The organism is Sporosarcina sp. SAFN-010 (genome assembly GCF_059415065.1).
In genome coordinates this window covers 174,230-197,281 of record NZ_JBPFDS010000002.1, presented here as the reverse complement: position 1 = coordinate 197,281, position 23,052 = coordinate 174,230, and the positions used below count along the sequence as shown (strand labels likewise).

The 23,052-nt window shown below is 47.4% G+C and carries 19 protein-coding genes and 1 riboswitch; all 19 genes read left to right on the top strand.

Features of this window, described 5'->3' with window-relative positions:
* Positions 1–859: 859 nt before the first annotated feature.
* Positions 860–1,044: riboswitch (cobalamin riboswitch) on the top strand.
* A 120-nt stretch (positions 1,045–1,164) separates the two neighbouring features.
* The 19 genes from ACR65F_RS03860 (at position 1,165) to icmF (ending at position 23,041) form a co-directional block, all read left to right on the top strand.
* The gene (locus tag ACR65F_RS03860; RefSeq protein ID WP_440503347.1) at positions 1,165–2,172 is read left to right on the top strand and encodes an ABC transporter substrate-binding protein; all 1,008 of its coding nucleotides are present in this window, start codon (positions 1,165–1,167) and stop codon (positions 2,170–2,172) included.
* An 11-nt stretch (positions 2,173–2,183) separates the two neighbouring features.
* Positions 2,184–3,164: a FecCD family ABC transporter permease gene (locus tag ACR65F_RS03855; protein ID WP_440503440.1), complete on the top strand. Its 981-nt coding sequence runs from the start codon at positions 2,184–2,186 to the stop codon at positions 3,162–3,164.
* Complete coding sequence (locus ACR65F_RS03850; RefSeq protein ID WP_440503439.1) at positions 3,164–4,633, top strand: adenosylcobinamide amidohydrolase; 1,470 nt, start codon at positions 3,164–3,166, stop codon at positions 4,631–4,633. Before ACR65F_RS03855 ends, ACR65F_RS03850 begins: the two co-directional genes overlap by 1 nt.
* A complete protein-coding gene (gene cbiB, locus ACR65F_RS03845) occupies positions 4,621–5,589 on the top strand; it encodes an adenosylcobinamide-phosphate synthase CbiB (protein ID WP_440503346.1) in 969 nt (322 codons plus the stop codon). The genes ACR65F_RS03850 and cbiB overlap by 13 nt, the downstream gene beginning before the upstream one ends.
* Complete coding sequence (locus tag ACR65F_RS03840) at positions 5,576–7,234, top strand: bifunctional adenosylcobinamide kinase/adenosylcobinamide-phosphate guanylyltransferase (RefSeq protein ID WP_440503345.1); 1,659 nt, start codon at positions 5,576–5,578, stop codon at positions 7,232–7,234. Before cbiB ends, ACR65F_RS03840 begins: the two co-directional genes overlap by 14 nt.
* The gene (locus ACR65F_RS03835) at positions 7,231–8,067 is read left to right on the top strand and encodes a cobyric acid synthase (protein WP_440503344.1); all 837 of its coding nucleotides are present in this window, start codon (positions 7,231–7,233) and stop codon (positions 8,065–8,067) included. The genes ACR65F_RS03840 and ACR65F_RS03835 overlap by 4 nt, the downstream gene beginning before the upstream one ends.
* Positions 8,064–8,825 carry an adenosylcobinamide-GDP ribazoletransferase gene (gene cobS / locus ACR65F_RS03830; RefSeq protein ID WP_440503343.1) on the top strand — a complete coding sequence of 254 codons (762 nt, stop codon included), beginning with the start codon at positions 8,064–8,066 and terminating at the stop codon, positions 8,823–8,825. The genes ACR65F_RS03835 and cobS overlap by 4 nt, the downstream gene beginning before the upstream one ends.
* Positions 8,798–9,394, top strand: coding sequence for a histidine phosphatase family protein (locus ACR65F_RS03825; RefSeq protein WP_440503342.1), 597 nt, complete (start codon positions 8,798–8,800; stop codon positions 9,392–9,394). Before cobS ends, ACR65F_RS03825 begins: the two co-directional genes overlap by 28 nt.
* Entirely contained in the window at positions 9,337–9,729 is a 393-nt protein-coding gene (locus ACR65F_RS03820; protein WP_440503341.1) for a bifunctional adenosylcobinamide kinase/adenosylcobinamide-phosphate guanylyltransferase, read from the top strand. Before ACR65F_RS03825 ends, ACR65F_RS03820 begins: the two co-directional genes overlap by 58 nt.
* Before the next feature lie 13 nt (positions 9,730–9,742).
* Positions 9,743–10,339, top strand: a complete 597-nt coding sequence (locus ACR65F_RS03815) for a cob(I)yrinic acid a,c-diamide adenosyltransferase (RefSeq protein WP_440503340.1) — start codon at positions 9,743–9,745, stop codon at positions 10,337–10,339.
* A complete protein-coding gene (locus ACR65F_RS03810) occupies positions 10,336–11,016 on the top strand; it encodes an alpha-ribazole-5-phosphate synthase (RefSeq protein ID WP_440503339.1) in 681 nt (226 codons plus the stop codon). Before ACR65F_RS03815 ends, ACR65F_RS03810 begins: the two co-directional genes overlap by 4 nt.
* A 537-nt stretch (positions 11,017–11,553) precedes the next feature.
* Entirely contained in the window at positions 11,554–13,704 is a 2,151-nt protein-coding gene (locus tag ACR65F_RS03805; protein ID WP_039044513.1) for a heterodisulfide reductase-related iron-sulfur binding cluster, read from the top strand.
* Between the two features lie 188 nt (positions 13,705–13,892).
* Complete coding sequence (locus ACR65F_RS03800; protein WP_440503338.1) at positions 13,893–15,086, top strand: acetyl-CoA C-acetyltransferase; 1,194 nt, start codon at positions 13,893–13,895, stop codon at positions 15,084–15,086.
* Between the two features lie 476 nt (positions 15,087–15,562).
* The gene (locus ACR65F_RS03795) at positions 15,563–16,414 is read left to right on the top strand and encodes a 3-hydroxybutyryl-CoA dehydrogenase (protein WP_440503337.1); all 852 of its coding nucleotides are present in this window, start codon (positions 15,563–15,565) and stop codon (positions 16,412–16,414) included.
* Between the two features lie 14 nt (positions 16,415–16,428).
* Positions 16,429–17,565: an acyl-CoA dehydrogenase gene (locus ACR65F_RS03790; protein WP_440503336.1), complete on the top strand. Its 1,137-nt coding sequence runs from the start codon at positions 16,429–16,431 to the stop codon at positions 17,563–17,565.
* 189 nt (positions 17,566–17,754) lie between these two features.
* Complete coding sequence (locus ACR65F_RS03785; protein WP_440503335.1) at positions 17,755–17,880, top strand: hypothetical protein; 126 nt, start codon at positions 17,755–17,757, stop codon at positions 17,878–17,880.
* Positions 17,881–17,941: 61 nt separating this feature from the next.
* Positions 17,942–19,081, top strand: coding sequence for an acyl-CoA dehydrogenase (locus tag ACR65F_RS03780; RefSeq protein WP_440503334.1), 1,140 nt, complete (start codon positions 17,942–17,944; stop codon positions 19,079–19,081).
* A 15-nt stretch (positions 19,082–19,096) separates the two neighbouring features.
* Positions 19,097–19,729, top strand: a complete 633-nt coding sequence (locus ACR65F_RS03775; RefSeq protein WP_440503333.1) for a TetR/AcrR family transcriptional regulator — start codon at positions 19,097–19,099, stop codon at positions 19,727–19,729.
* Between the two features lie 42 nt (positions 19,730–19,771).
* Positions 19,772–23,041, top strand: coding sequence for a fused isobutyryl-CoA mutase/GTPase IcmF (gene icmF / locus ACR65F_RS03770; RefSeq protein WP_440503332.1), 3,270 nt, complete (start codon positions 19,772–19,774; stop codon positions 23,039–23,041).
* Positions 23,042–23,052 lie beyond the last annotated feature (11 nt).

The window sequence follows — 23,052 nt, the reverse complement described above, 5'->3', positions numbered from 1 at the left end:
TACAGTTTTGAAACAAGCGAAGCGCAGCCAATAAATCCCTTAAACCACGTTGAATTGTGTCCCGGTGCCGATTAATTCGCCGATAATGCCGATACTTGGCTCGAAAGTTCCGATTCCCCTCGCCATAATGCCGATTCATGCCACGAACTTGCCGATACTTGTTGGCATAGAGCCGATTCCTTTAAGCCGGCAAGCTACAGTTTTGAAACAAGCGAAGCGCACCCAATAAATCCCTTAAACCACGTTGAATTGTGTGCCGATGCCGATTAATTCGCCGATAATGCCGATACTTGGCTCGAAAGTTCCGATTCCCCTCGCCGTAGTGCCGATTCATGCCACGAACTTGCCGATACTTGTTGGCATAGAGCCGATTCCTCTAAGCCGGCAAGCTACAGTTTAGAAACAAGCGAAGCGCAGCCAATAAATCCCTTAAACCACGTTGAATTGTGTCCCGATGCCGATTAATTCGCCGATAATGCCGATTATTAGCTCGAAAGTTCCGATTCCCCTCGACATAATGCCGATTCAAGCCACGAACTTGCCGATACTTGTTGCCATAATGCCGATTCCACTAAGCCGGCAAGCTACAGTTTAGAAACAAGCGAAGCGCCCCCAATAAATCCCTTAGACTACGTTGAATTGTGTCCCGTTATCGAGAAACTTCGCTAAGTGATGGAGAAATGACCATATGTGTCGGAGAACTCAGCCTGAGTGTTCGAGAAACCCCCGTCAGTGTAGGACAAATCGCCATGAGTGTCGTCCAACTCAAAACTTCCACCATCCACACAACATGACAATATTCGCCAGCACCCTCTCGACATTTCCAGACACTTCTGTATAATAGGAATGTATCAAATTACATAACAAACACGAAAAAGGTGCCTTGAGCAATCGGGGTTAAAAGGGAAGCCGGTTTCAATCCGGCGCGGTCCCGCCACTGTACGTGCTAGCTTATCTGCCAAAGCCCCCGGAAAAACTTTCGGGAAGGCGCGCAATGAGCGTCAAAGCACAAGCCAGGAGACCTGCCTATTTTCGGTAATCACCCGAGATCTACGAGGATAGACATGGTGAAATTTGGCGAAGTCCGCCTCATTTCCAATGCGCTCATCCTCCATATACACAATGGGGGATTTTTGTTTGGACAAAATAGGGGGAAAACAAATCATGAAAAAAATGTGGCAACTGTGGCTTACAGCCGTACTTGCTGTCCTGCTTCTAACCGCTTGTGGTGGAGCAGACGACAACAAAGACAAAGGAACAGATAACAACGCAGCAACAACTGAGCAGTCCGACAAAGAAAACGGATCCGATTCAGAAGCAAGTGAAGATGCCGACGCCGCTACCTTCCCAATGACAATAAAAGATGCTACTGGCGTAGAAATCACACTTGAAAAAGCACCAGAAACAATCATTTCTACACTTCCAAGCAACACGGAAATTCTCTTTGCACTTGGACTCGACGACGAAATCGTTGCAGTCGATGATTATTCAGATTTCCCGGAAGACGCAACACAAAAAGAAAAAATCGGTGACATGAACCTCAATATCGAAAAAATCATCTCTATGAATCCAGAAATGGTATTCGGACACGAAATGTCACTTCCTGGTTCTGAAGCTGGTTACCAACAAATCCGCGATGCTGGAATTCCCGTTTACATCGTGAAAAATGCGATGAACTTCGACGAAACGTACAGCACAATCGAAGCAATTGGCGAAGCAACTGGCAAATCAGAAGAAGCGACAAAAGTCGTTGAAGACATGAAAGCGAAAGTCGAGGAAGTCGTTGCGAAAACTGCCGACATTGAAACTCCTAAACGTGTCATTGTAGAAACATCTGACGTACCTGAAATCTACGTACCTGGTAAAAATACATTCATGCAAGAAATCCTCGACAAGATTGGCGCTGAAAACGTCGTGACAGAAGAAGGATGGATCATGATTAGCCCTGAAGAAATCGTTAAACAAAATCCGGACGTCATGGTCATCATGCATGACTACACACCTGACGTTATCAACAGCGTCAAAAAGCGTGACGGCTTCGCTGACATTACAGCTGTCAAAGAAGACCAAGTTGTACAAGTCGACTCAAACTTAACTAGCCGAACAGGTCCACGTCTTGCTGAAGGACTTGAAGAAGTCGCAAAAGCAGTCTATCCTGAGGCATTTAAGTGAGAAAACCACTGATCGCCTACATCGTTTCAGCTGCCGTCCTTTTAACGGCAGTTGGTCTCGGTGTATCTATCGGATCTGTCCACGTGCCGATCAGCACATTATGGAACCAAGGAGCAGATACGACGGCGACCAATATTTTATGGAAAATCAGAATGCCGCGCGTCATCCTAGCTGGACTCGTCGGTGCGTCACTTGCCATTGCTGGTGCTGCATTCCAAGGGTTACTTAAAAACCCGCTTGCAGATCCATACACCCTCGGAGTGTCATCCGGCGCCTCTGTAGGTGCTGTGATGACACTCTTTTTTGGCATTAGCATTCCATTCCTTGGTCTCTACACACTCCCTGTTTTCAGTATGGTGGGTGCCGCAATTACGATGTTTGTCGTTCTCGGATTCGCCAAACTCGTCGATCGCGGTCTCAACATGGAAACCATCATTTTAACTGGGATCATTTTCGGCTCATTCCTCGGCTCCGTACTATCACTAATGATTGCGCTTACAGGTGAAGAGTTGCGTCAAATCATTAGCTGGCTACTCGGCAGTGTTTCGATGAAAGGCTGGAATTACATCAACATGATTCTCCCGTACACCATCATTGGTTCGTTTCTTCTATGGATGAACCGCAGAGAGCTAAACGCGATGCTATTCGGGGAAGACCGGGCGAAGCACTTAGGCGTGGACGTCAAACGACGAAAACTCGTCATCTTAATCGGGGGCTCGATCCTAACGGGTGCAGCAGTATCCGTTTCCGGTACAATCGGTTTCGTAGGACTCGTCGTACCCCATATGACACGCCTACTTTGGGGATCTGACCATCGTCATCTACTCACACTATCGTTCATGAATGGGGCAACGTTACTCATCATTTGTGACCTCATTGCCCGTACGATTATTTCGCCGACAGAACTACCCGTTGGCGTCATCACCGCATTCATCGGCGCGCCGGTATTTGCATTTATCTTTTATCGACAACGGAAAGGGGGGACTGCGTGATGTTGCACGTACAAGGGTTAACTGGTGGATATGGCAAAGAACTAATCGTAAAAAACGTGTCATTCGACGTACAACCTGGGGAAATACTTGGCATTCTCGGACCAAACGGAAGTGGGAAATCGACACTTCTAAAAATGATTTCAGGCATCCTACCGAAACAAGCAGGAACCGTTAAAATCGCGGACAGAGATGCAGATAGTTACTCACCTAAAGAATTTGCACGCAACGTTGCAGTACTTCCACAAATGCACGCACATGCATTTTCGCATACTGTCAAGGCAACTGTTGAACTCGGGCGCTACCCGTACCAAACGGGGCTGTTCTCCTCGTGGACAGCTGAAGACGAAGAAGCTGTAACCCATGCAATGGAACGTACAGGTGTTACACGCTATGAAAACACTCTGATCGAATCGTTATCAGGAGGAGAACAGCAGCGAGTCTTTGTCGCGCAAGCTTTAGCTCAGCAAGCCCCGCTTTTGTTGTTGGATGAACCCACAAACCATCTGGACATCGCGTATCAGCAACAATTGCTCGACACCGTCAGAAGTCTCGCAGTAGACGAAGGGAAAACCGTCGTTTCCGTCTTCCATGATGTCAACTTAGCGGCGCTCTATTGCGACCGATTACTCCTCATGGAAAACGGCGAAATCGCAAAAATCGGTTCGCCGCAAGACGTCGTGCGGGAATCGATTATCCATTCCGTCTACAAAGCTGCTGTCAAAACGCAAGCCCATCCGGAATTACCAAAACCACAAATGACGTTGTTACCATCCATGAATGGTAGTGTAGAAGCGCCTCTCGTTGTGGATGAAACCCAGTTCACCGTCACAGCAGATAGCGTGCAATTTCACGCACCACAATCACTTAAAACGGTTTCATCCGCGGTACATAATCCGGGAACTGGCTGGTACACAACGTTCGTCAATCGCCATGTCGATGCAAATTATGATTGCGATGACGTGAAAAAGGAAATGGAAGACTATCTTGAAAAACGGGGTCATCACCTAACGGATACAGTCGGCATGATGACTGCTGTCCAAACACTACACGCTGAAATTGCTAGTTTTGCAGATGAAGGAATTTCAATCGTCATCGCTGTCACAGCAGGCGTCGGAAATGCAGTCGACGTCTCAAAAGCACGAGAAAGGGAAGCGCGTGTCGGCACCATTAACACTTGGATTATCGTCAACGGTCGGCTTTCCGATGAGGCATTCATCCAAGCGATGATTACCTCAACTGAAGCGAAAACACGTGCGCTTCAGACGGAAAAGGTGCTTGATCCGCTAACGGGAACTCAAGCAACTGGAACGTCGACGGATAGTTTACTCGTTGCAGCAACACAAATAGGACCAGAACTCCCTTATGCAGGACCCATCACACCACTCGGTAAATTGATCGGGACTGGGGTCTATGAATGCACGATCCGCGCCATCCAGACTTACAAGGAGGCGAAGGGATGGAAGGGCTGATTTTAGCGCATCTACTCGCCGTCACACTCGGATTCTATCTAGACCAGCTCATCGGTGATCCCCCAAACTGGCCACACCCTGTTCGTTGGCTCGGAACGTATGTCACGAAACTCACAAACTTGCTGAACAAAGGGAGCAAACGCACTGCGAAAGGGGCTGTCCTGCTAGTTCTTGTCGTATTGCCGACATTCTTACTCTTTGCAATCTTGACAGTCGCAGCTTATTGGTGGCATCCAGCAGTCGGTGTTGCAACTGAAAGTATATTCATCGCAATCGGTCTCGCCCAAAAAAGTTTGCGCACCGCAGCGCTCGACGTATCAATGCCCCTTGAAGCAGGCGACATGAAAGAAGCGCGCAAAAAGTTGTCGTGGATCGTAGGAAGAGATACGCATGAATTGAACGAATCCGAAGTCACGCGAGGCGTCGTAGAAACGGTCTCAGAAAACATCTCGGATGGTGTCACTGCGCCCCTTTTTTTCGCTTTCATTCTCGGAGCTCCAGGGTTGTGGTTGTACAAAGCAGTGAATACATTGGACTCGATGGTCGGTTACAAAGATGACCGCTATCGCGAATTCGGAACGGCATCTGCACGTGCCGACGACGTCCTGAACTACATTCCAGCGAGAATAACAGGCTTTCTCATTGTCATTCTTTCGCCGAATAAAGGAGGCATACCACTTCGCGAGCGATTCGAAGGCTGGCGAATGGATGCAAAGAAGCACCCGAGTCCGAACAGTGGCTATTTGGAAGCGGCTACCGCATGGCAACTTGGCGTCCAACTTGGTGGTACAAATATATATAAAGGTATCGCATCTCGCCGACCAAAGTTTGGTCCGAACTTGCAGAAACTCACCGCCATCCATATCAATCAAACACTCGTCCAACTAAAACGCGCAGCATACGGCGTTTGGGCGCTTGGCATCATCATCGGAGGGATTATCTATGCCATTGCCTAACCATGGAGCGAACCCGCACAAGCTATACGAAACACTGAATCTCAAGCAGCCGTTGGAAGTGCTCGATTTTAGCGAAAACTGTAATCCCGCAGGCCCACCTGAAGCGATTCAAACAGGCTGGAACGAGCTTCTTCCAAAGATTTCTCGCTATCCGGATCCGAACGGTGAACCGTTCCGCTCAGCAGTCGCAGAGTTTCACGGGATCGGGGATGAGCAACTTGTTCTCGGCAATGGAGCTGCAGAAATTCTCTCACTCGTCGCCAATCGATACCGGGGAAAACGAGCTATCCTAGTCCATCCAACATTCTCCGAATACGAAGCAACATTAACCGCAGCGGGTGCGAGCATTACACATGTCCAAGCGAGCGAAGAAAACGGGTTCGCGTTACCAATTGAAGAACTTATAATCGCAATGGATATAGCGGACGTCCTATACATATGCACGCCGAACAATCCGACAGGCGTTTTGCCGAACCGAACGGAATTAGACTCGCTCATTCAACATGCGGCTACGGTTTCCTGCGACGTCATTTTGGACGAAGCATTCATTGATTGGGTGGATGAAAACTTGTCATTCATTCCGGAAGTCAAGAATTACTCGAATCTGATTGTCGTCCGCTCGATGACGAAATTGTACGCCATTCCAGGAATCCGACTTGGGTATGCGGTCGCACATCCTGATCGTATTGACGCTATCAAACGAAGTGCACCTCATTGGAACATCAACGCGATTGCGGCACAGCTCGGGACGATTTGTCTACAGCAAGCAGACTACCGCGAGCGTGCGATCCTGCAAGCAACTGAAGAACGCTTGAAGATGACCAACTTTTTAACAGCACACGGTTGCAAAGTCATCGATTCTGTCGCGAACTTCATTCTATTCAAGCCCCCTGTAAATATAGCGGCACAAAATGTTTTCAATAGTCTGCTCACACAAGGCATCGTGGTTCGCCATACCGAAAACTTCAAGGGACTAGGTGGACGTTGGCTCCGTATTGGCATGAAATCTGCTAGCGCCATGGAGATATTGCGCAATGCATTAGTACCTCTTTTGGATAAAAAGGAGGGCACACTGACGTTCATTAGTGGAGGAGTTCGAAGTGGAAAAAGCGCTTACGCTGAACAGCTTGTTCGAACGGAAGCAAAACAGACAGGTGGCCGGCTCGTATACATCGCATCCGGTAAAGCAACCGACGACGAAATGGCACAGCGGATTGCACGTCATCAGACGGACCGAGCTGATGATGGCTGGACAACGATTGAGCAGCCAACTCATCTTGAGCAAGTGTTACCTAACTTACAACCGGACGACCATGTACTCTGGGACTGCGTAACGACGTGGCTAGGAAACGAAACATTTGCAGGCTGGGAAACCGGAACGCCCTGTATTTTGAAGCCGGAGTGTATGAATCAGAAGATTACTACGTTGCTAGATACAATCGAGCGTATCCAAAACTGCACGAACCAACTTGTCATCGTTTCAAACGAAGTGTTCGATGAACCACTAAAGACAGAGGAAATCACTCGTACGTATACACAAACACTTGGTACATTGCACCAAGCAATCGTTGCGAAAGCAGATGCCGCAATTGAAATGGATAGTGGTTTGCCGATTGTTCATAAACAAAGGGGGACGCAAGGATGAAAGGAATCATGGTCATGGGAACTGCTTCAGACGTTGGGAAAAGCCTTGTTTGTACAGCGCTATGCCGATTGCTTGCGAATGAAGGTATACGTGTGGCGCCGTTTAAGTCCCAGAATTTATCCCCTTATACTGAACGCGCAATAAACGGAATACCAATCAGCAGGGCGCAATTTATCCAAGCAGAAGCTGCTCGAACAGAACCAACGGCCGACATGAACCCGATCATCTTACAGCCTGGAGGAGACGGAACTCTGACAGGGACGTTCTGTGGTGAACGCCTTAAACCCGTTAGTGGCATGGCCTATCGGGATGTGTATTACGAGCAGGCGATCCAAGCGATTGGACGTTCACTCGATTCTTTAAATGACTCGTTCGAAGCGATTGTTATTGAAGGTGCGGGAAGTCCAGTGGAGATGAATTTACTCGCTCGAGACATTGTAAACATGCGGGTTGCCGAACTGGCGGATGTTCCCGTCGTTCTCGTTGCGGACATCGATCGTGGCGGTGTTTTTGCGGCAATTGTCGGTACCCTCGAATTGCTACAACCATCCGAACGAAATCGTGTGAAGGCGATAATTATTAATAAATTCAAAGGTGATCCCGAGGGATTTCAAGAGGGTGTTGAATTTATCGAATCCTACACAGGGATTCCGGTATTGGGAGTACTGCCATACAAACCCGATCACGGAATTGCTGAAGAAGATACCCCGAGACCTAAAACACTAGCACCGAGTGGGATAGATCTTTATGAAGCATGGTCTGAACACGTCCGTCAGCATATCGACTGGCCATTGATGAAAGGGATTATCGGAATAGAAGAGGCGTGTCGATGAACGGAATTCTACTAGCACTTCAGTTTTTTACAAGCATTCCGATCCGAAAAGAACTGCCGATGGAACGGCGTCATATCACGGCGATGTATGGTGCGTTACCGTTTGTAGGTGCATTGATCGGCCTTGCAATGACTGCGAGTATTTTTTTAAGTGACTGGTTTGGATTCGGGTCACTTCTTGCAAGCGTTCTTGCGCTAGTTGTTGGAATTGCTCTCACGGGTGGATTGCATTTGGATGGCGTTGCAGATACGAGTGATGCTTACTTTTCTTATCGTGATCAAAAACGCCGTCATGAAATTTTGGGTGACCCCCGAATTGGCGCATTCGGTACGCTTGGGTTAATCGTATTCATCCTCTTAAAGTTCGCGTTACTGCAGGAATTAATCGCAACGAGTCAAGCAAGTGTTTGCGTCCTCGTTGCAGTTCCATTTTTCGCACGAAGCGCAATGGTCCTCTACTTTGTCTCCACCAAACCTGCAAAAGAAAGCGGCATGGCGCATTTCTTTCTTGAAAAACTGAATCGCGGTCCGCTCATTAGCTGGACAATTGTGTGCATGGTGGCTGGGTTAATTGCCATCGGAATTGTTTTGGAGACTACTATTCTGCCGGTGGTTATTGCGAGTGTAATCGGCCTTTCACTCTTACTGTATCGATCGTGGACCGTTCGTAATTTTGGAGGCGTCACTGGTGATTTAAGCGGTGCGTTCATTGAAGGAATGGAGGTTGTGCTATGGATCGCAGTGTTGAGTTCATTGTAATCCGTCACTTGCCGACAGTTGGAAATGGAAAACGACAATACGTTGGGTGGACGGACGAACCGATTGTTCCTGTTACTGTAAGGCCGTTTGATATCGAGCGTGTCGCAGTTTACGGAAGTGATTTATTGAGAACGCGACAAACCGCTGCATTGCTGTTTCCGAACGCGACTTATTTAGCAGATGCCCGGTACCGAGAATGTAATTTCGGTGAATTTGAAGGGAAAACGTATGCACAGCTTGAAAAGAATGATCATTACCGAAGTTGGGTGGAGAATCCGACGACGATTGCACCTCCTGGAGGAGAATCGTTGAGACAAGTAGAAACGCGAGTACTTGAGGCGTTTCAACAATTGCCTTCAGGTGCGCAACTCATTACGCACGGCGGTCCAATCCGGTTGTTACTAACACGATTTGCTCCACAACAACGTGAATTCTGGTCATGGTCCGTCCCGCATGGTGCAATCTACAGGTTTCACTGGGATTCAGAGGAACAGTGGAAGGAGGGACAGCGATGCACATCGTTATCGGTGGATCGGCTAACGGAAAACGGAAATTTGTCCGGGCAATGATGCCTGCAGAAGCTAGATGGTTTGGGGATGAAACGCCTCTTGAATTGACGCGGTTGAACGAGCTGCCTGACCATCAACCGGCTGTGATATGCAACATCGAAGAGTGGATGGCTACTCAACTTGACGATGAAGAAAAAGCCATTCATGATTTACTCAACGCCATACTAGGAAAAAACGTAACACTCATCATTACGGACATTGGCAGAGGAATCGTACCGATGGATGCGCGTGAACGAGCACTCCGCGATGCATGCGGCAGGTTGAATCAGCATTTAATGAAAGTGGCAGAGGGAGTCACACGAATTTGGTATGGCATTCCACAAAAACTGAAATAAAGGGGAGAATTTCATGAAAATTTATACGAAAACAGGGGACAAAGGTCAAACAAGTTTAATCGGAGGACGTGTGGACAAAGATAGCTTGCGCGTCGAAGCCTATGGCACAATCGACGAACTGAATTCATTCATCGGAAAAGCGATGACGGAACTGGATTTAGAAACGTGTCGAGATATTTTTGACGACCTCGAAGCGGTTCAGAACGAATTGTTCGACGGTGGAGGAGATCTCGCGAATGTCATGAAAGAACGCCACTACAAACTATCGGATGAGCCAATCGAAGTGCTCGAACAGCGCATTGACGAACTGATGGAAGAAGCACCGCCACTCGAAAAATTCATCCTACCAGGAGGAACACACGCAGCTGCGTCACTTCATATCTGTAGAACAGTCACTCGCCGCGCAGAACGGATTACTGTGACACTTATGAAGGATGAGGAAGACGTACCAGGCACAGTCCAACGTTATTTGAACCGTCTATCGGACTACTTATTCGTTGCAGCGCGTATCGTCAACAAGCGAGCAAACGTTTCGGATAATGAATACGTCCGCAGTGCAAAAGTATTCCGTACAGGCGCTAAAGACAAAAAGGATAGCGCAAGCGAATGACCGCATACCGGAATGCGATTCAGCTCGGTGACTGGATTGTTACAACAGATAATTCTGGGGGCATCGGCGAGAAAACGGATGACCTCGTTGCTGTTCCAGACCGGATTACCGCACGTTTCGCGACCCGCGTCGCCCTCCTCGAACAGTGGGCGGCGGGTGCGGAACCGGAAGCTGTGTTGCTTCATAATTTCAGTGGAGACGCGAGTTGGGACCGGTATTGTGATGGGATTCGTGACGTGTTCGATGAAATCGGTGTAGTGTCGCCACCAATCAGCGGCAGCAGCGAAACGAATATGTCGCTTAGTCAATCGGCTGTTGCGATAACGTTGATGGGCAGGCAGACTTTCGATTCTAATGTTTTAGACGGAATCTGGTATACATATGGAACACCCCTAGTAGGTGAAGAGGTACTCACAAGGGAATCTGAAATCGCTTCACTTGCCTCACTCGACAAAGCGCGTCGTAATGGACTCATCCAGCGAATTTGGCCAGTTGGTTCGAGCGGGATTTTGGCAGAATGGCAAGCAGTTACCGGGGACACGACTTGCGTGATGGCCAGTCCACTCGACGTAACTTGTTCAGCCGGCCCCTCGACAGTTGTGCTGCTGCAAATCAATCCATCCCAACTTGCAGAAACTAACCATATCTTGGGTACATCGCTACGTGCATTGGAATGATATCTAGAGTGCTCAATCCGTTGGGTGCTCTTGCATCACTGGATACTTTCATTAGCAGAATTCATTGCCATCAAACTTCAGTTCAAGGGATTGATTGGTAGCGCTCCGCTAGTTTAGTGCGGGCTTGTACTCCCGTAATCGTTCAAATCTTGGGTTGCGCTCAAGATTTAGAAGAATGTGCTCATAAATCACGAATAGTGATCATAAACTCTAAAAAGTGCTCATAAAACTTCAAAAGTGATCATAAACACAAGATAGTGATCATAAACCCTGCAAAGTGATCATAAACTCCAAAAAATGCTCATAAATCTCGAAAAGTGCTCATAACCTTCAACCACCACGAACCATACTCAGTGCAATCCACTTACTAATCCCCAATCAAATGATTACTTCATCAGAATTCACCAGCATTTCAAAATTTTCATTGACTGAATGCTCATTCATATCTTAAACTAGTAAATAACGCATCGACAAATTGCCTCAATTCGTCTAGACTAGTAAGAACATTCACTACATACAAAAAAAGGGGAGGACAACATGACACCTTTATTAATCGCCAATTGGGTTTTATTCCTAGGCATCGTCGCATATGGGCTGGCGCTGTTTACATATTTAATCAAAACACGCACGCAATTCATCCGACTCGGGCAAAAAGAAGACTTTGACAATAATGTACAAAAACGCTTGAAAGAAGTTTGGGTGAACGTATTCGGACAAAAGAAACTAATGAAAGATAAAAAGAGTGGCTCAATCCACGTTATGTTTTTCTATGGATTCCTACTCGTTCAATTCGGAGCGATCGACCTCATTTGGAAAGGATTGAAACCGGATTCACACTTACCATTTGGACCGGTCTATCCATTCTTCACATTCTTCCAGGAGATTGTTGTTGCGGTCATCCTCGTAGCCGTTGTTTGGGCATTCTACCGTCGTTACATGGAAAAACTAACACGCTTGAAGCGTGGCTGGAAGTCAGGGCTAGTCCTCATCTTTATCGGATCCCTTATGATTTCTACACTCGTTGCAAACGGTATGAACATGATCTGGCATGGCCACGCAACGACGTGGACAGAACCTATGGCGTCAGGAATTGCAACCGTTTTCAGTTTCCTATCGCCAACGGCTGCAGCAGCGATTTTCTTCGTCGCATGGTGGATTCACTTGCTGACATTGCTCACATTCCTCGTGTACGTGCCGCAATCGAAGCACGCACACTTGATCGCAGGACCAGTCAATACGTACATGATGCGTTTCGACCGTCGTGGAAAACTTGCGCCAATTGATTTTGAAGCGCTTGAAGAAATAGAAGATGAAGATGAAATGCCAACACTTGGCGTCGGCAAAATCACGGACTTCACACAACTTCAAATGATCGACTTGTATGCGTGCGTAGAATGTGGTCGCTGTACGAATATGTGTCCAGCCACGGGAACAGGGAAAATGCTGTCACCGATGGATTTGATCACAAAACTACGCGACAACTTGACGAACACAGGTGCATTGACAACGAAACAAAAACCTTGGGTGCCAAGTTTCATGTTTGGTCACACAAAAGGGAACCAGATCGCACTTGCAGCTGGTCTCGAAGGCGCAACAATGGACGACATTTACAATCCATCTTTGATTGGCGATGTCATCACTGAAGAAGAAATTTGGGCATGTACGACGTGCCGTAACTGTGAAGACCAATGTCCAGTTATGAACGAGCACGTTGATAAAATAATAGACCTTCGCCGTTACCTCGTAATGACGGAAGGTAAAATGGATGCGGATGCACAGCGCGCGATGACCAACATCGAACGCCAAGGTAATCCGTGGGGACTGAACCGTAAAGAGAAAGAGAACTGGCGTGACGCACGTCCGGATCTTAAGATTCCAACGGTGAAAGAACTGAAAAAAGCAGATGAATCATTCGAATACTTGCTATGGGTAGGCTCAATGGGGGCATTCGACAACCGTTCACAAAAAATCGCGTTGTCATTCGCTCACTTGTTGAACGAAGCAGGGGTTTCATTCGCAATTCTTGGCAATAAAGAAAAGAACTCCGGTGACACACCGCGTCGTCTCGGAAACGAATTCCTATTCCAAGAACTTGCTACTGCAAACATCGCTGAATTCGAAAAAGCGGAAGTGAAAAAGATTGTTACAATCGATCCGCACGCATTCAACATTTTTAAAAACGAGTATCCAGACTTTGGCTTCACTGCTGAAGTTTATCACCATACTGAGCTGCTCCATGAACTCGTCCAACAAGGCCGATTGAAACCGCAACACGCAATCGAAGAAACGATCACGTTCCACGATTCGTGTTACCTCGGTCGTTACAACGACGTTTACGATGCACCACGTGAAATTTTGAAATCCATTCCAGGTGTTAACTTGGTTGAGATGAAGCGAAACCGTCAAGACGGCATGTGCTGTGGCGCCGGTGGAGGTCTCATGTGGATGGAAGAAGACGCAGGTCACCGCATCAACGTCGCTCGAACGGAGCAAGCGATGGAAGTGACACCAGGAATCATTTCTTCTGGGTGTCCGTATTGCTTAACGATGTTGTCTGACGGAACGAAAGCGATTGAAGTGGAAGAAACTGTCGGAACGTATGACATTGCAGAGCTTCTCGAACGCTCTGTATTCGGTGAAGGTATTGCAGACGGATCAGAGACTGAACTGGAACCTGTTTTACAATAATAAAGTTTGCAAGACTGACAGATTTGTCCTACAATTAAGACAGTCGAACAGAACAGAATTATAAAACAAATCAAACCGAGGGGGAGCACCAGTGCTTCCCCTTTCTAATGGAGCCTTATCGAGCGAGCGTTCAGTCGCTCCTTGCAACTCGGAATGTAAACGCTATCAAAAACTGGAGGATGATGAAAATGGTTAAAACAGTATTGATTGACGGCGCACGAACTGCTTTTGGAAAAATGGGTGGCGCACTACAAACCCTCACTGCAAGTGATTTAGGTGGAGCGGCGATTAAATCCGCTCTGGAACGCTCGGGAGTCGAAGTAACTGATGTAGACGAAGTGATTTTTGGAACTGTTTTACAAGCAGGACAAGGACAGATTCCATCAAGACAAGCGGCGACAAAAGCTGGACTTCCGTGGAAAGTGAAAACAGAAACGATTAACAAAGTTTGTGCATCCGGCATGCGCAGTGTGACGCTCGGCGATCAGCTTATCAGACTTGGAGACGAAGAAGTTATCGTTGCAGGCGGCATGGAGTCAATGTCCAATGCGCCGTATTACTTGCCTAAAGGTCGTTTCGGATTACGCATGGGCGATGCGACACTCGTCGATGGAATGATTTACGACGGACTTTCCGATTCGTTCTCTCCAGGGAATGTACACATGGGCACGTTCGGAAACTCAACAGCAGAAGCGTTTAACGTGACACGTGAACGTCAAGACGAATGGGCGCTGCGCAGTCATCAACTTGCTGTAACTGCGATGGAAAAAGGACTATTTGCTGAAGAAATCACACCCGTTGAGATTCCTCAGCGTAAAGGGCATCCGATTGTCGTTGATACAGACGAAGCACCACGAAAAGATACGTCACTCGAAGTGCTGGCGAAACTTCGCCCGGCATTCGGTAAAGACGGATCCGTCACTGCGGGGAACGCACCTGGTGTAAACGACGGCGCATGTGCACTCGTATTAATGAGTGACGAGCGAGCATCGCGAGAAGGTAAAAACGTTCTCGCAACGGTGATTGGTCACGCAGAAGTTGCAGTGGAGCCGGAAAACTTCCCACAAACCCCAGGACTGGTCATCAATGAAATCCTAGAGAAAACAGGGAAATCGATTGAAGAAATCGACCTATTTGAAATCAATGAAGCATTCGCTGTCGTTGCACTCGCGAGTTCAGATATTGCGAAACTCGATCCAGAAAAAGTGAACGTCAATGGCGGCGCAGTCGCACTCGGTCACCCAATCGGCGCTAGCGGTGCCCGAATCATTTTGACACTTGCCTACGAACTCAAACGCCGTGGTGGCGGAATCGGAGTGGCAGCAATTTGCTCTGGCGGAGGCCAAGGCGACGCGATTATGATTGAAGTTCCTAAACAATAAATAGCAAGGCGAGCAAACCTGTCGCGCGGGAAGTTTATGAGCGGAATTCGAAGATTATGATCACATTTCAGGTTTTATGAGCAGTTTTGTGGTTTTATGATCACATTTCGAGATTTATGAGCGTTATTGCAGATTTATGATCACAATCTAGCGTTTATGAGCGGAATTCGATATTTATGATCACAATCTCCGAGAGTGGCAAAGTATGGCTTCAATGAAGGAGCCAAATGCCTTCTCCTCTCTACAGAAAATGCTTTGCAAAGCGAAGCACACCAATTAATCTTGGTTTTGATTGGTTAAGAGCACTTGGCGCGACAGGGTGGAGTTAGTGAGCAATTGGATTCCGCCGCGTGCGGAGTTTTATGAGCAGAATCGAGAGTTTATGAGCATTTCGAGGATCCCAGATTAAAAAAATTCATCTGAACCTGGAAAAGCTCACACTACCAATAAACACGAAACTGAAAGGATGAATATACATGAACATTCAAAACGTAATGGTAATCGGCGCTGGACAAATGGGCGGCGGCATCGCGCAAGTTTGCGCGCAAGCAGGATTCAATGTGACACTCAATGATGTCAAAGAAGAATCATATGCAAAAGGCATCAAAGTTATCGAGAAAAATCTAGCTCGCAATGTTGAAAAACAACGAATGACAGAAGATGAAAAACAAGCTGTCCTTGGTCGCATCACGAAATCACTGGATATCAATGATGCACAAAACGTCGATATTGTCATCGAAGCGGCAGTAGAAAACATGGACATCAAAAAATCGATTTTCAAACAACTGGACGAAATTGCGCCGTCTCATACAATTCTTGCGACGAACACATCATCATTGCCCATCACAGAAATCGCAGCGGCAACGAAACGTCCGGAACACGTCATCGGCATGCACTACATGAACCCAGTACCAGTCATGAAACTCGTCGAAATCATCCGTGGTTTATCCACATCAGACGAAGTGTATCAAGCTGTGGAGGACATGACGAACAAACTTGGTAAAGTACCTGTGGAAGTGAACGACTATCCGGGATTCGTTGCAAACCGTGTCCTTATGCCGATGATCAATGAAGCGATTTTCACACTTCAAGAAGGTGTCGCAACGAAAGAAGCGATCGACGAAGTGATGAAACTCGGGATGAACCATCCAATGGGCCCTCTTCAACTCGCAGATTTCATCGGACTCGACACATGCTTGTACATTATGGAAACGCTGCAAGAAGGCTATGGCGATCCGAAATATCGCCCGTGTGCATTGCTTCGTAAATATGTAAACGCTGGATGGCTTGGCAAAAAATCAGGGCGGGGCTTCTACTCGTACTCATAAAAGGGGACTAACTTATGGATTTCCATTTCACCGAAGAACAACAGATGATGCGCAAACTGGTAAAGGATTTTGCCAAAGCGGAAATCGAACCATTTATACCTAATATGGAGGCGGATGAATTCCCGACAGAAATCCTCAAAAAGATGGGCGAACTCGGACTCATGGGGATTACCGTTCCTGAAGAGTACGGTGGTGCTGGTATGGATTTCGTCTCGTACATTAGTGCAATCCACGAACTTTCGAAAGTGCATGCAACTGTCGGAGTCATTCTTTCTGTACATACATCCGTAGGTACCAACCCGATTCTTTACTTCGGGACAGAAGAACAAAAAGAACGATACTTGAAAAGAATGGCAGCTGGCGAATTACTCGGCGCATTCTGTCTGACAGAACCTGCATCGGGCTCGGACGCAGGGTCCCTTAAAACACGCGCAGTGAAAAAGGATGGCGGTTACGTCCTAAACGGCTCGAAAGTGTTTATCACAAATGGCGGGGAAGCGGACGTTTACATTGTCTTCGCCGCAACGGATCCATCCAAAGGATCATATGGCATTTCGGCGTTCATCGTAGATGGTGATACTCCTGGTTTAATTATCGGGAAAAATGAAGACAAAATGGGCATGCACGGCTCTCGTACCGTCCAGCTCACATTCGAAGATATGCTTGTACCTGAAGCAAATTTGCTGGGTGAGGAAAATGCAGGCTTCAAAATCGCCATGGCAAACCTCGATGTCGGACGAATCGGCATCGCGGCACAAGCACTTGGCATCGCAGAAGCCGCACTTGAAGCTGCTACTGACTATGCAAAAGAACGTGTCCAATTCGGCAAACCAATCGCTGCAAATCAAGGAATCGGCTTCAAAATTGCCGACATGGCAACCGCTACAGAAGCCGCGCGCTTACTCGTTTACCGAGCAGCTCAACTTCGTGCTGAAGGCAAATCATGCGCACAAGAAGCATCCATGGCTAAACTATTCGCCTCGCAAACGGCGATGGACAACGCAATCGAAGCTGTCCAAGTATTCGGTGGCTATGGCTACACGAAAGACTATCCCGTCGAGCGCTATTTCCGCGACGCCAAAGTCACTCAAATCTACGAAGGTACGAGCGAAATCCAACGCATCGTAATTTCCAAGCACCTAACGAAGTAACCAGCAGATCAGTGAGGATACAGTGGTAATCAAACCTGGCAGGCTATTTTCTTCAACTAAAATAATCTGATCAAGCGAGCCGCGAATCCGCTCAAGTAAGAGGAAAAGTAATCAAGCGAGCCGCAAATCCGCTCAAGCAAGAGGGAAAGTGATCAAGCGAGTCACGAATCCGCTCAAGCAAGAGGAAAAGTGATCAAGCGAGTCATGAATCCGCTCAAGCAAGCGGAAAGTGATCAAGCGAGCCACGAATCCGCTCAAGCAAGAGGAAAAGTGATCAAGCGAGTCATGAATCCGCTCAAGCAAGAAGAAAAGTGATCAAGCGAGTCATAAATCCGCTCAAGCAAGCAACGAATCCAATAGAAAAGAGGAACTCACCATGAACTTTACACTTTCTGAAGAACACGAAATGATCCGTAAAATGGTCCGCGACTTTGCAGAGAACGAGGTCGCACCGACAGCAGCTGAACGTGACGAAGAAGAACGCTTCGACATGGATTTATTCAAAAAAATGGCGGAACTCGGACTCACTGGAATTCCTTGGCCTGAAGAATACGGTGGCATCGGTAGCGACTACCTCGCATACGTTATCGCAGTCGAAGAATTGTCACGCGTTTGTGCGTCAACTGGCGTCACACTTTCTGCGCACACATCGCTCGCTGGATGGCCGGTGTTCAAATACGGAACGGAAGAACAGAAGCAGAAGTATCTCCGTCCTATGGCAGAAGGCTCAAAAATCGGTGCTTATGGACTGACAGAACCTCAATCAGGGTCAGACGCGGGGGGCATGAAAACAACTGCGAAACTCGATGGTGACGACTATATTTTAAATGGCTCAAAAATCTTCATCACAAACGGTGGCATCGCTGACATCTACATCGTCTTCGCAGTCACGGACGCAGACTCGAAGCACAAAGGGACGACTGCCTTCATCGTTGAAGCGGATTATCCAGGCTTCTCCGTTGGGAAAAAGGAGAAAAAGCTCGGCATCCGTTCATCACCAACAACAGAAATCATCTTCGACAACTGCCGTGTGCCAAAAGAAAACATGCTCGGTGAAGAAGGTCAAGGCTTCATCATCGCGATGAAAACCCTCGATGGCGGACGGAACGGAATTGCTGCACAAGCAGTCGGAATCGCTCAAGGTGCGGTAGACGCTGCGGTGGGTTACGCAAAAGAGCGTGTACAATTCGGTAAGCCGATTGCTGCGAACCAAGGGATTGGTTTCAAACTTGCAGACATGGCGACGGCGACAGAAGCGTCTCGTCTATTGACATACCAAGCTGCATGGCTCGAGTCCAACAACCTTCCATACGGAAAAGCATCCGCAATGGCGAAACTCATGGCGGGCGACACGGCGATGAAGGTCACTACTGAAGCGGTTCAAGTCTATGGTGGATATGGATATACGAAAGACTATCCAGTCGAGCGCTTTATGCGCGATGCTAAAATCACGCAAATCTATGAAGGCACGCAAGAAGTGCAACGCCTCGTCATCTCCCGTATGCTGACGAAGTAAAAAGGGGGTCAGATGATGGAACTGAAACACCAAGTAAAGTCGTCTGTAAAAGATGGCGATTTAATCGAAAAACGGCGAGAACAGATTATCCAAGGTGCTGTCCGGTTGTTCAAACAAAAAGGATTTCACCGCTCCACAACACGTGAAATTGCAAAGGAAGCAGGATTCAGCATCGGTACGCTCTACGAGTACATTCGTACGAAAGAAGACGTGCTGTACCTCGTCTGTGACACGATTTACAACGAAGTGCAGCTCCGTCTTTCGGGAATCGCGGACGAAGAAGCGACGATTGGCGGGCTCACCCGTGCAATCGACGTCTATTACAGGCTCATCGATGACTTGTCTGATGAATTCGTCGTCATGTATCAAGAATCCAAATCGCTGCCGAAAAATGCACTCGAATATGTGCTGGAAAAAGAACGTGGAATGACAGGGTTATTCGAAACTCTGCTTCGTGCATGCGCAGATGCTGGGGAGCTCCGCATCACGAAAAATAGCATCGGACTTGCCGCACACCACATCGTTATCCAAGGGCAAATGTGGGCATTCCGCAGATGGGAACTGAAACGGATGTATACATTAGATGGCTATATTGAATTTCAAACCGACCAGTTACTGAACGGATTAGTGAAACCTGTTAGCAATTAATGATTGGGGAAATGGAAAACAAAGCAAAAGGGGTGCACGAATATGGCAACAGCTGAAACGCAACAAGAGATTTACAAACCGACACATCACGTGCGATTTGTAACAGCATCTAGTCTATTTGACGGTCACGATGCGAGCATTAATATCATGCGACGCATTTTACAATCGACAGGTGCAGAAGTTATTCACCTCGGACACAACCGATCTGTGGAAGAAGTCGTGAACGCGGCAATCCAGGAAGACGTCCAAGGAATCGCGATTTCATCGTACCAAGGTGGGCATGTCGAGTACTTCAAATACATGTACGACTTGTTGAAGGAACGCGGTGCGGGTCATATTAAAATCTATGGCGGCGGGGGCGGCGTCATTATCCCGAAAGAAATTAAAGAGCTACACCAATACGGCATCGCCTGGATCTTCTCTCCTGAAGACGGTCGCAAACTCGGCCTTCAAGGGATGATCAATCGCATGGTCGAAGAGTGCGATTACGCAACGGAAGTGCAGGACGAAATGACTTATTTGGAGCAAGTCGAAACGACAAAGCCCGAGTTGCTTGCGAACCTCATTACGTATGCCGAAGAACACTATGCCGATCAAGACGAGAAAGCTTTGACTCTACTGAATCGAGCGCGTGAACTAACTAAAGGTACGCCGGTTCTCGGGATAACGGGGACAGGGGGAGCCGGAAAAAGTTCTCTAACGGATGAATTAATCCGCAGATTCCTTCATGAACTACCGGACCGAAAAGTGGCGATTCTATCTATCGACCCGACGAAACAGAAAACGGGTGGAGCGCTTCTAGGTGACCGGATCCGGATGAATGCAATCTTCAATAAGCGCGTCTTCATGCGCAGTCTTGCAACTCGCGGCTCCCGCACTGAACTTTCAGGTGCGTTGAAAGACGTGCTTGATATCGTAAAAGTAGCGGGCTATGACTTAATCATCGTGGAAACGAGCGGTATCGGGCAAGGGGACGCAGAAATCGACGAAGTCTCTGACGTTTCGATGTACGTAATGACGAGCGAATTCGGTGCGCCTTCACAACTTGAGAAGATCGACATGATCGATTTTGCAGACTTGATCGCTATTAACAAATTTGAACGAAAAGGCTCAGAAGATGCATTGAGCCAAGTTCAGAAGCAGTACCAACGTAGCCGCCTTTTATTTGATAAATCGTTGGAAACAATGCCTGTCTACGGTACAATCGCGAGCCAGTTCAATGACAAAGGGACAAATACGTTATTCGCTGCAATCGTTGATACGCTGAATAAAAAATGTGGAAGCGACTGGACGACGTCTTACACCGAATTCGTGAAAACACAGAAACAAAATGTCATCATTCCGAACGACCGCCTGCAATACTTACGTGAAATCGCTAACACTGTCCGAGGTTACCATCAACGCACAGAACAGCAAGCCCATCTTGCAACGAGGATGTATCAACTCGAAGGAGCGCTCGCAGAAGTGCGCGAAAAGTCACCTGAAGATGCACTCGTGAAATCTCTTGAAATGCTTCATGACAATGTGCGCAACGAGATGACTGCTGAATCTAGACGTATTTTGGATAACTGGAACACGTTGAAAGAATCGTATGCACAAGACGAATTCGTCACGAAAATCCGAGATAAAGAACTCCGGACAGCGCTGACGACAACGAGTTTATCCGGATTGAAAATTCCTAAAGTGGCGTTGCCGAAGTTCAAAGACTACGGCGAAATTATTCGTTGGGTTTACAAAGAAAACGTACCGGGCTCATATCCGTATACAGCAGGCGTATTCCCTTTCAAGCGAGAAGGGGAAGATCCGAAACGTCAGTTCGCGGGAGAAGGAACACCGGAACGTACCAATCGCCGATTCCATTATTTGTCGAAAGACGATGATGCAAAACGTCTATCTACAGCATTCGACTCGGTAACACTTTACGGAGAAGATCCTGACGAACGCCCGGATATTTACGGGAAAGTAGGAGAATCTGGCGTTAACATTTGTACACTTGAGGATATGAAAAAGCTCTACGCTGGATTTGATCTATGTGCGCCATCGACTTCCGTTTCGATGACCATCAACGGTCCTGCACCGATTATTCTAGCGATGTTCATGAATACTGCGATCGATCAGCAAGTGAAGAAACAGGAAGAAGAACTTGGCCGTAATTTATCTGTGGCCGAATTCACGGAAGTTCGGGAAGCAACGCTGAAAGTCGTTCGTGGAACGGTGCAAGCCGACATTCTAAAAGAAGATCAAGGGCAAAATACATGTATCTTCTCGACAGAATTTGCTCTTCGAATGATGGGGGATATTCAGCAGTATTTCATTAACAAAAAAGTACGTAATTATTACTCTGTGTCCATATCGGGCTATCATATTGCAGAAGCCGGGGCAAATCCGATTTCACAACTTGCATTTACACTTGCAAACGGCTTCACGTATGTCGAATATTATTTGAGCCGTGGGATGAACATCGATGACTTCGCACCGAACTTATCGTTCTTCTTCTCGAACGGTCTCGATCCGGAGTACACGGTCATCGGTCGCGTTGCACGTCGCATCTGGGCAATTGCAATGCGTGAGAAATACGGTGCTAACGACCGTAGCCAAAAGCTGAAATATCATGTCCAGACATCAGGACGTTCGCTTCACGCGCAAGAAATCGATTTTAATGATATTCGTACAACATTGCAAGCACTCATGGCATTGCAAGATAACTGTAACTCTCTCCACACAAATGCGTATGACGAAGCCATCACGACACCTACGGAGGAATCCGTTCGTCGCGCTATGGCAATCCAAATGATTATCACAAAAGAGCACGGACTTTCGAAAAACGAAAACCCACTCCAAGGATCATTCATCGCAGAAGAACTGACGGACCTTGTCGAAGAAGCAGTCCTTCAAGAATTCGACAAACTCAACGACCGTGGCGGCGTTCTCGGATCAATGGAAACGCAGTATCAACGAGGCAAAATTCAAGAAGAATCTATGTTATATGAGATGAAAAAACACTCAGGCGAGCTCCCAATCATCGGAGTCAATACGTATTTGAACCCGAACCCGCCATCGGAAGAAGACATCGATAGCATGGAACTTGCACGCGCAACGCAAGAAGAAAAAGAAACACAAATCAAAAACCTGCGCACGTTCCAATCCGCTCACAGCAGCGAAGCAGAACAGGCACTCGCAGACCTAAAACAACTCGCCATCTCAGGCGGCAATATCTTCGAGGCACTCATGGACACCGTAAAAGTCGCAAGCCTCGGCCAAATCACTAACGCCCTATACGAAGTAGGCGGCCAATACCGTCGTAATATGTAACATGCGTACTA

What these genes read in the sequence shown, in the direction of transcription:
- ACR65F_RS03825 (WP_440503342.1), top strand. Translation starts at nt 8,798, where the DNA reads ATGGATCGCAGTGTTGAGTTCATTGTAATCCGTCACTTGCCGACAGTT.
- ACR65F_RS03820 (WP_440503341.1), top strand. Translation starts at nt 9,337, where the DNA reads ATGCACATCGTTATCGGTGGATCGGCTAACGGAAAACGGAAATTTGTC.
- ACR65F_RS03835 (WP_440503344.1), top strand. Translation starts at nt 7,231, where the DNA reads ATGAAAGGAATCATGGTCATGGGAACTGCTTCAGACGTTGGGAAAAGC.
- icmF (WP_440503332.1), top strand. Translation starts at nt 19,772, where the DNA reads ATGGCAACAGCTGAAACGCAACAAGAGATTTACAAACCGACACATCAC.
- ACR65F_RS03790 (WP_440503336.1), top strand. Translation starts at nt 16,429, where the DNA reads ATGGATTTCCATTTCACCGAAGAACAACAGATGATGCGCAAACTGGTA.
- ACR65F_RS03805 (WP_039044513.1), top strand. Translation starts at nt 11,554, where the DNA reads ATGACACCTTTATTAATCGCCAATTGGGTTTTATTCCTAGGCATCGTC.
- ACR65F_RS03775 (WP_440503333.1), top strand. Translation starts at nt 19,097, where the DNA reads ATGGAACTGAAACACCAAGTAAAGTCGTCTGTAAAAGATGGCGATTTA.
- ACR65F_RS03795 (WP_440503337.1), top strand. Translation starts at nt 15,563, where the DNA reads ATGAACATTCAAAACGTAATGGTAATCGGCGCTGGACAAATGGGCGGC.
- ACR65F_RS03815 (WP_440503340.1), top strand. Translation starts at nt 9,743, where the DNA reads ATGAAAATTTATACGAAAACAGGGGACAAAGGTCAAACAAGTTTAATC.
- ACR65F_RS03810 (WP_440503339.1), top strand. Translation starts at nt 10,336, where the DNA reads ATGACCGCATACCGGAATGCGATTCAGCTCGGTGACTGGATTGTTACA.
- ACR65F_RS03860 (WP_440503347.1), top strand. Translation starts at nt 1,165, where the DNA reads ATGAAAAAAATGTGGCAACTGTGGCTTACAGCCGTACTTGCTGTCCTG.
- ACR65F_RS03800 (WP_440503338.1), top strand. Translation starts at nt 13,893, where the DNA reads ATGGTTAAAACAGTATTGATTGACGGCGCACGAACTGCTTTTGGAAAA.
- ACR65F_RS03780 (WP_440503334.1), top strand. Translation starts at nt 17,942, where the DNA reads ATGAACTTTACACTTTCTGAAGAACACGAAATGATCCGTAAAATGGTC.
- cbiB (WP_440503346.1), top strand. Translation starts at nt 4,621, where the DNA reads ATGGAAGGGCTGATTTTAGCGCATCTACTCGCCGTCACACTCGGATTC.
- cobS (WP_440503343.1), top strand. Translation starts at nt 8,064, where the DNA reads ATGAACGGAATTCTACTAGCACTTCAGTTTTTTACAAGCATTCCGATC.
- ACR65F_RS03850 (WP_440503439.1), top strand. Translation starts at nt 3,164, where the DNA reads ATGTTGCACGTACAAGGGTTAACTGGTGGATATGGCAAAGAACTAATC.
- ACR65F_RS03840 (WP_440503345.1), top strand. Translation starts at nt 5,576, where the DNA reads ATGCCATTGCCTAACCATGGAGCGAACCCGCACAAGCTATACGAAACA.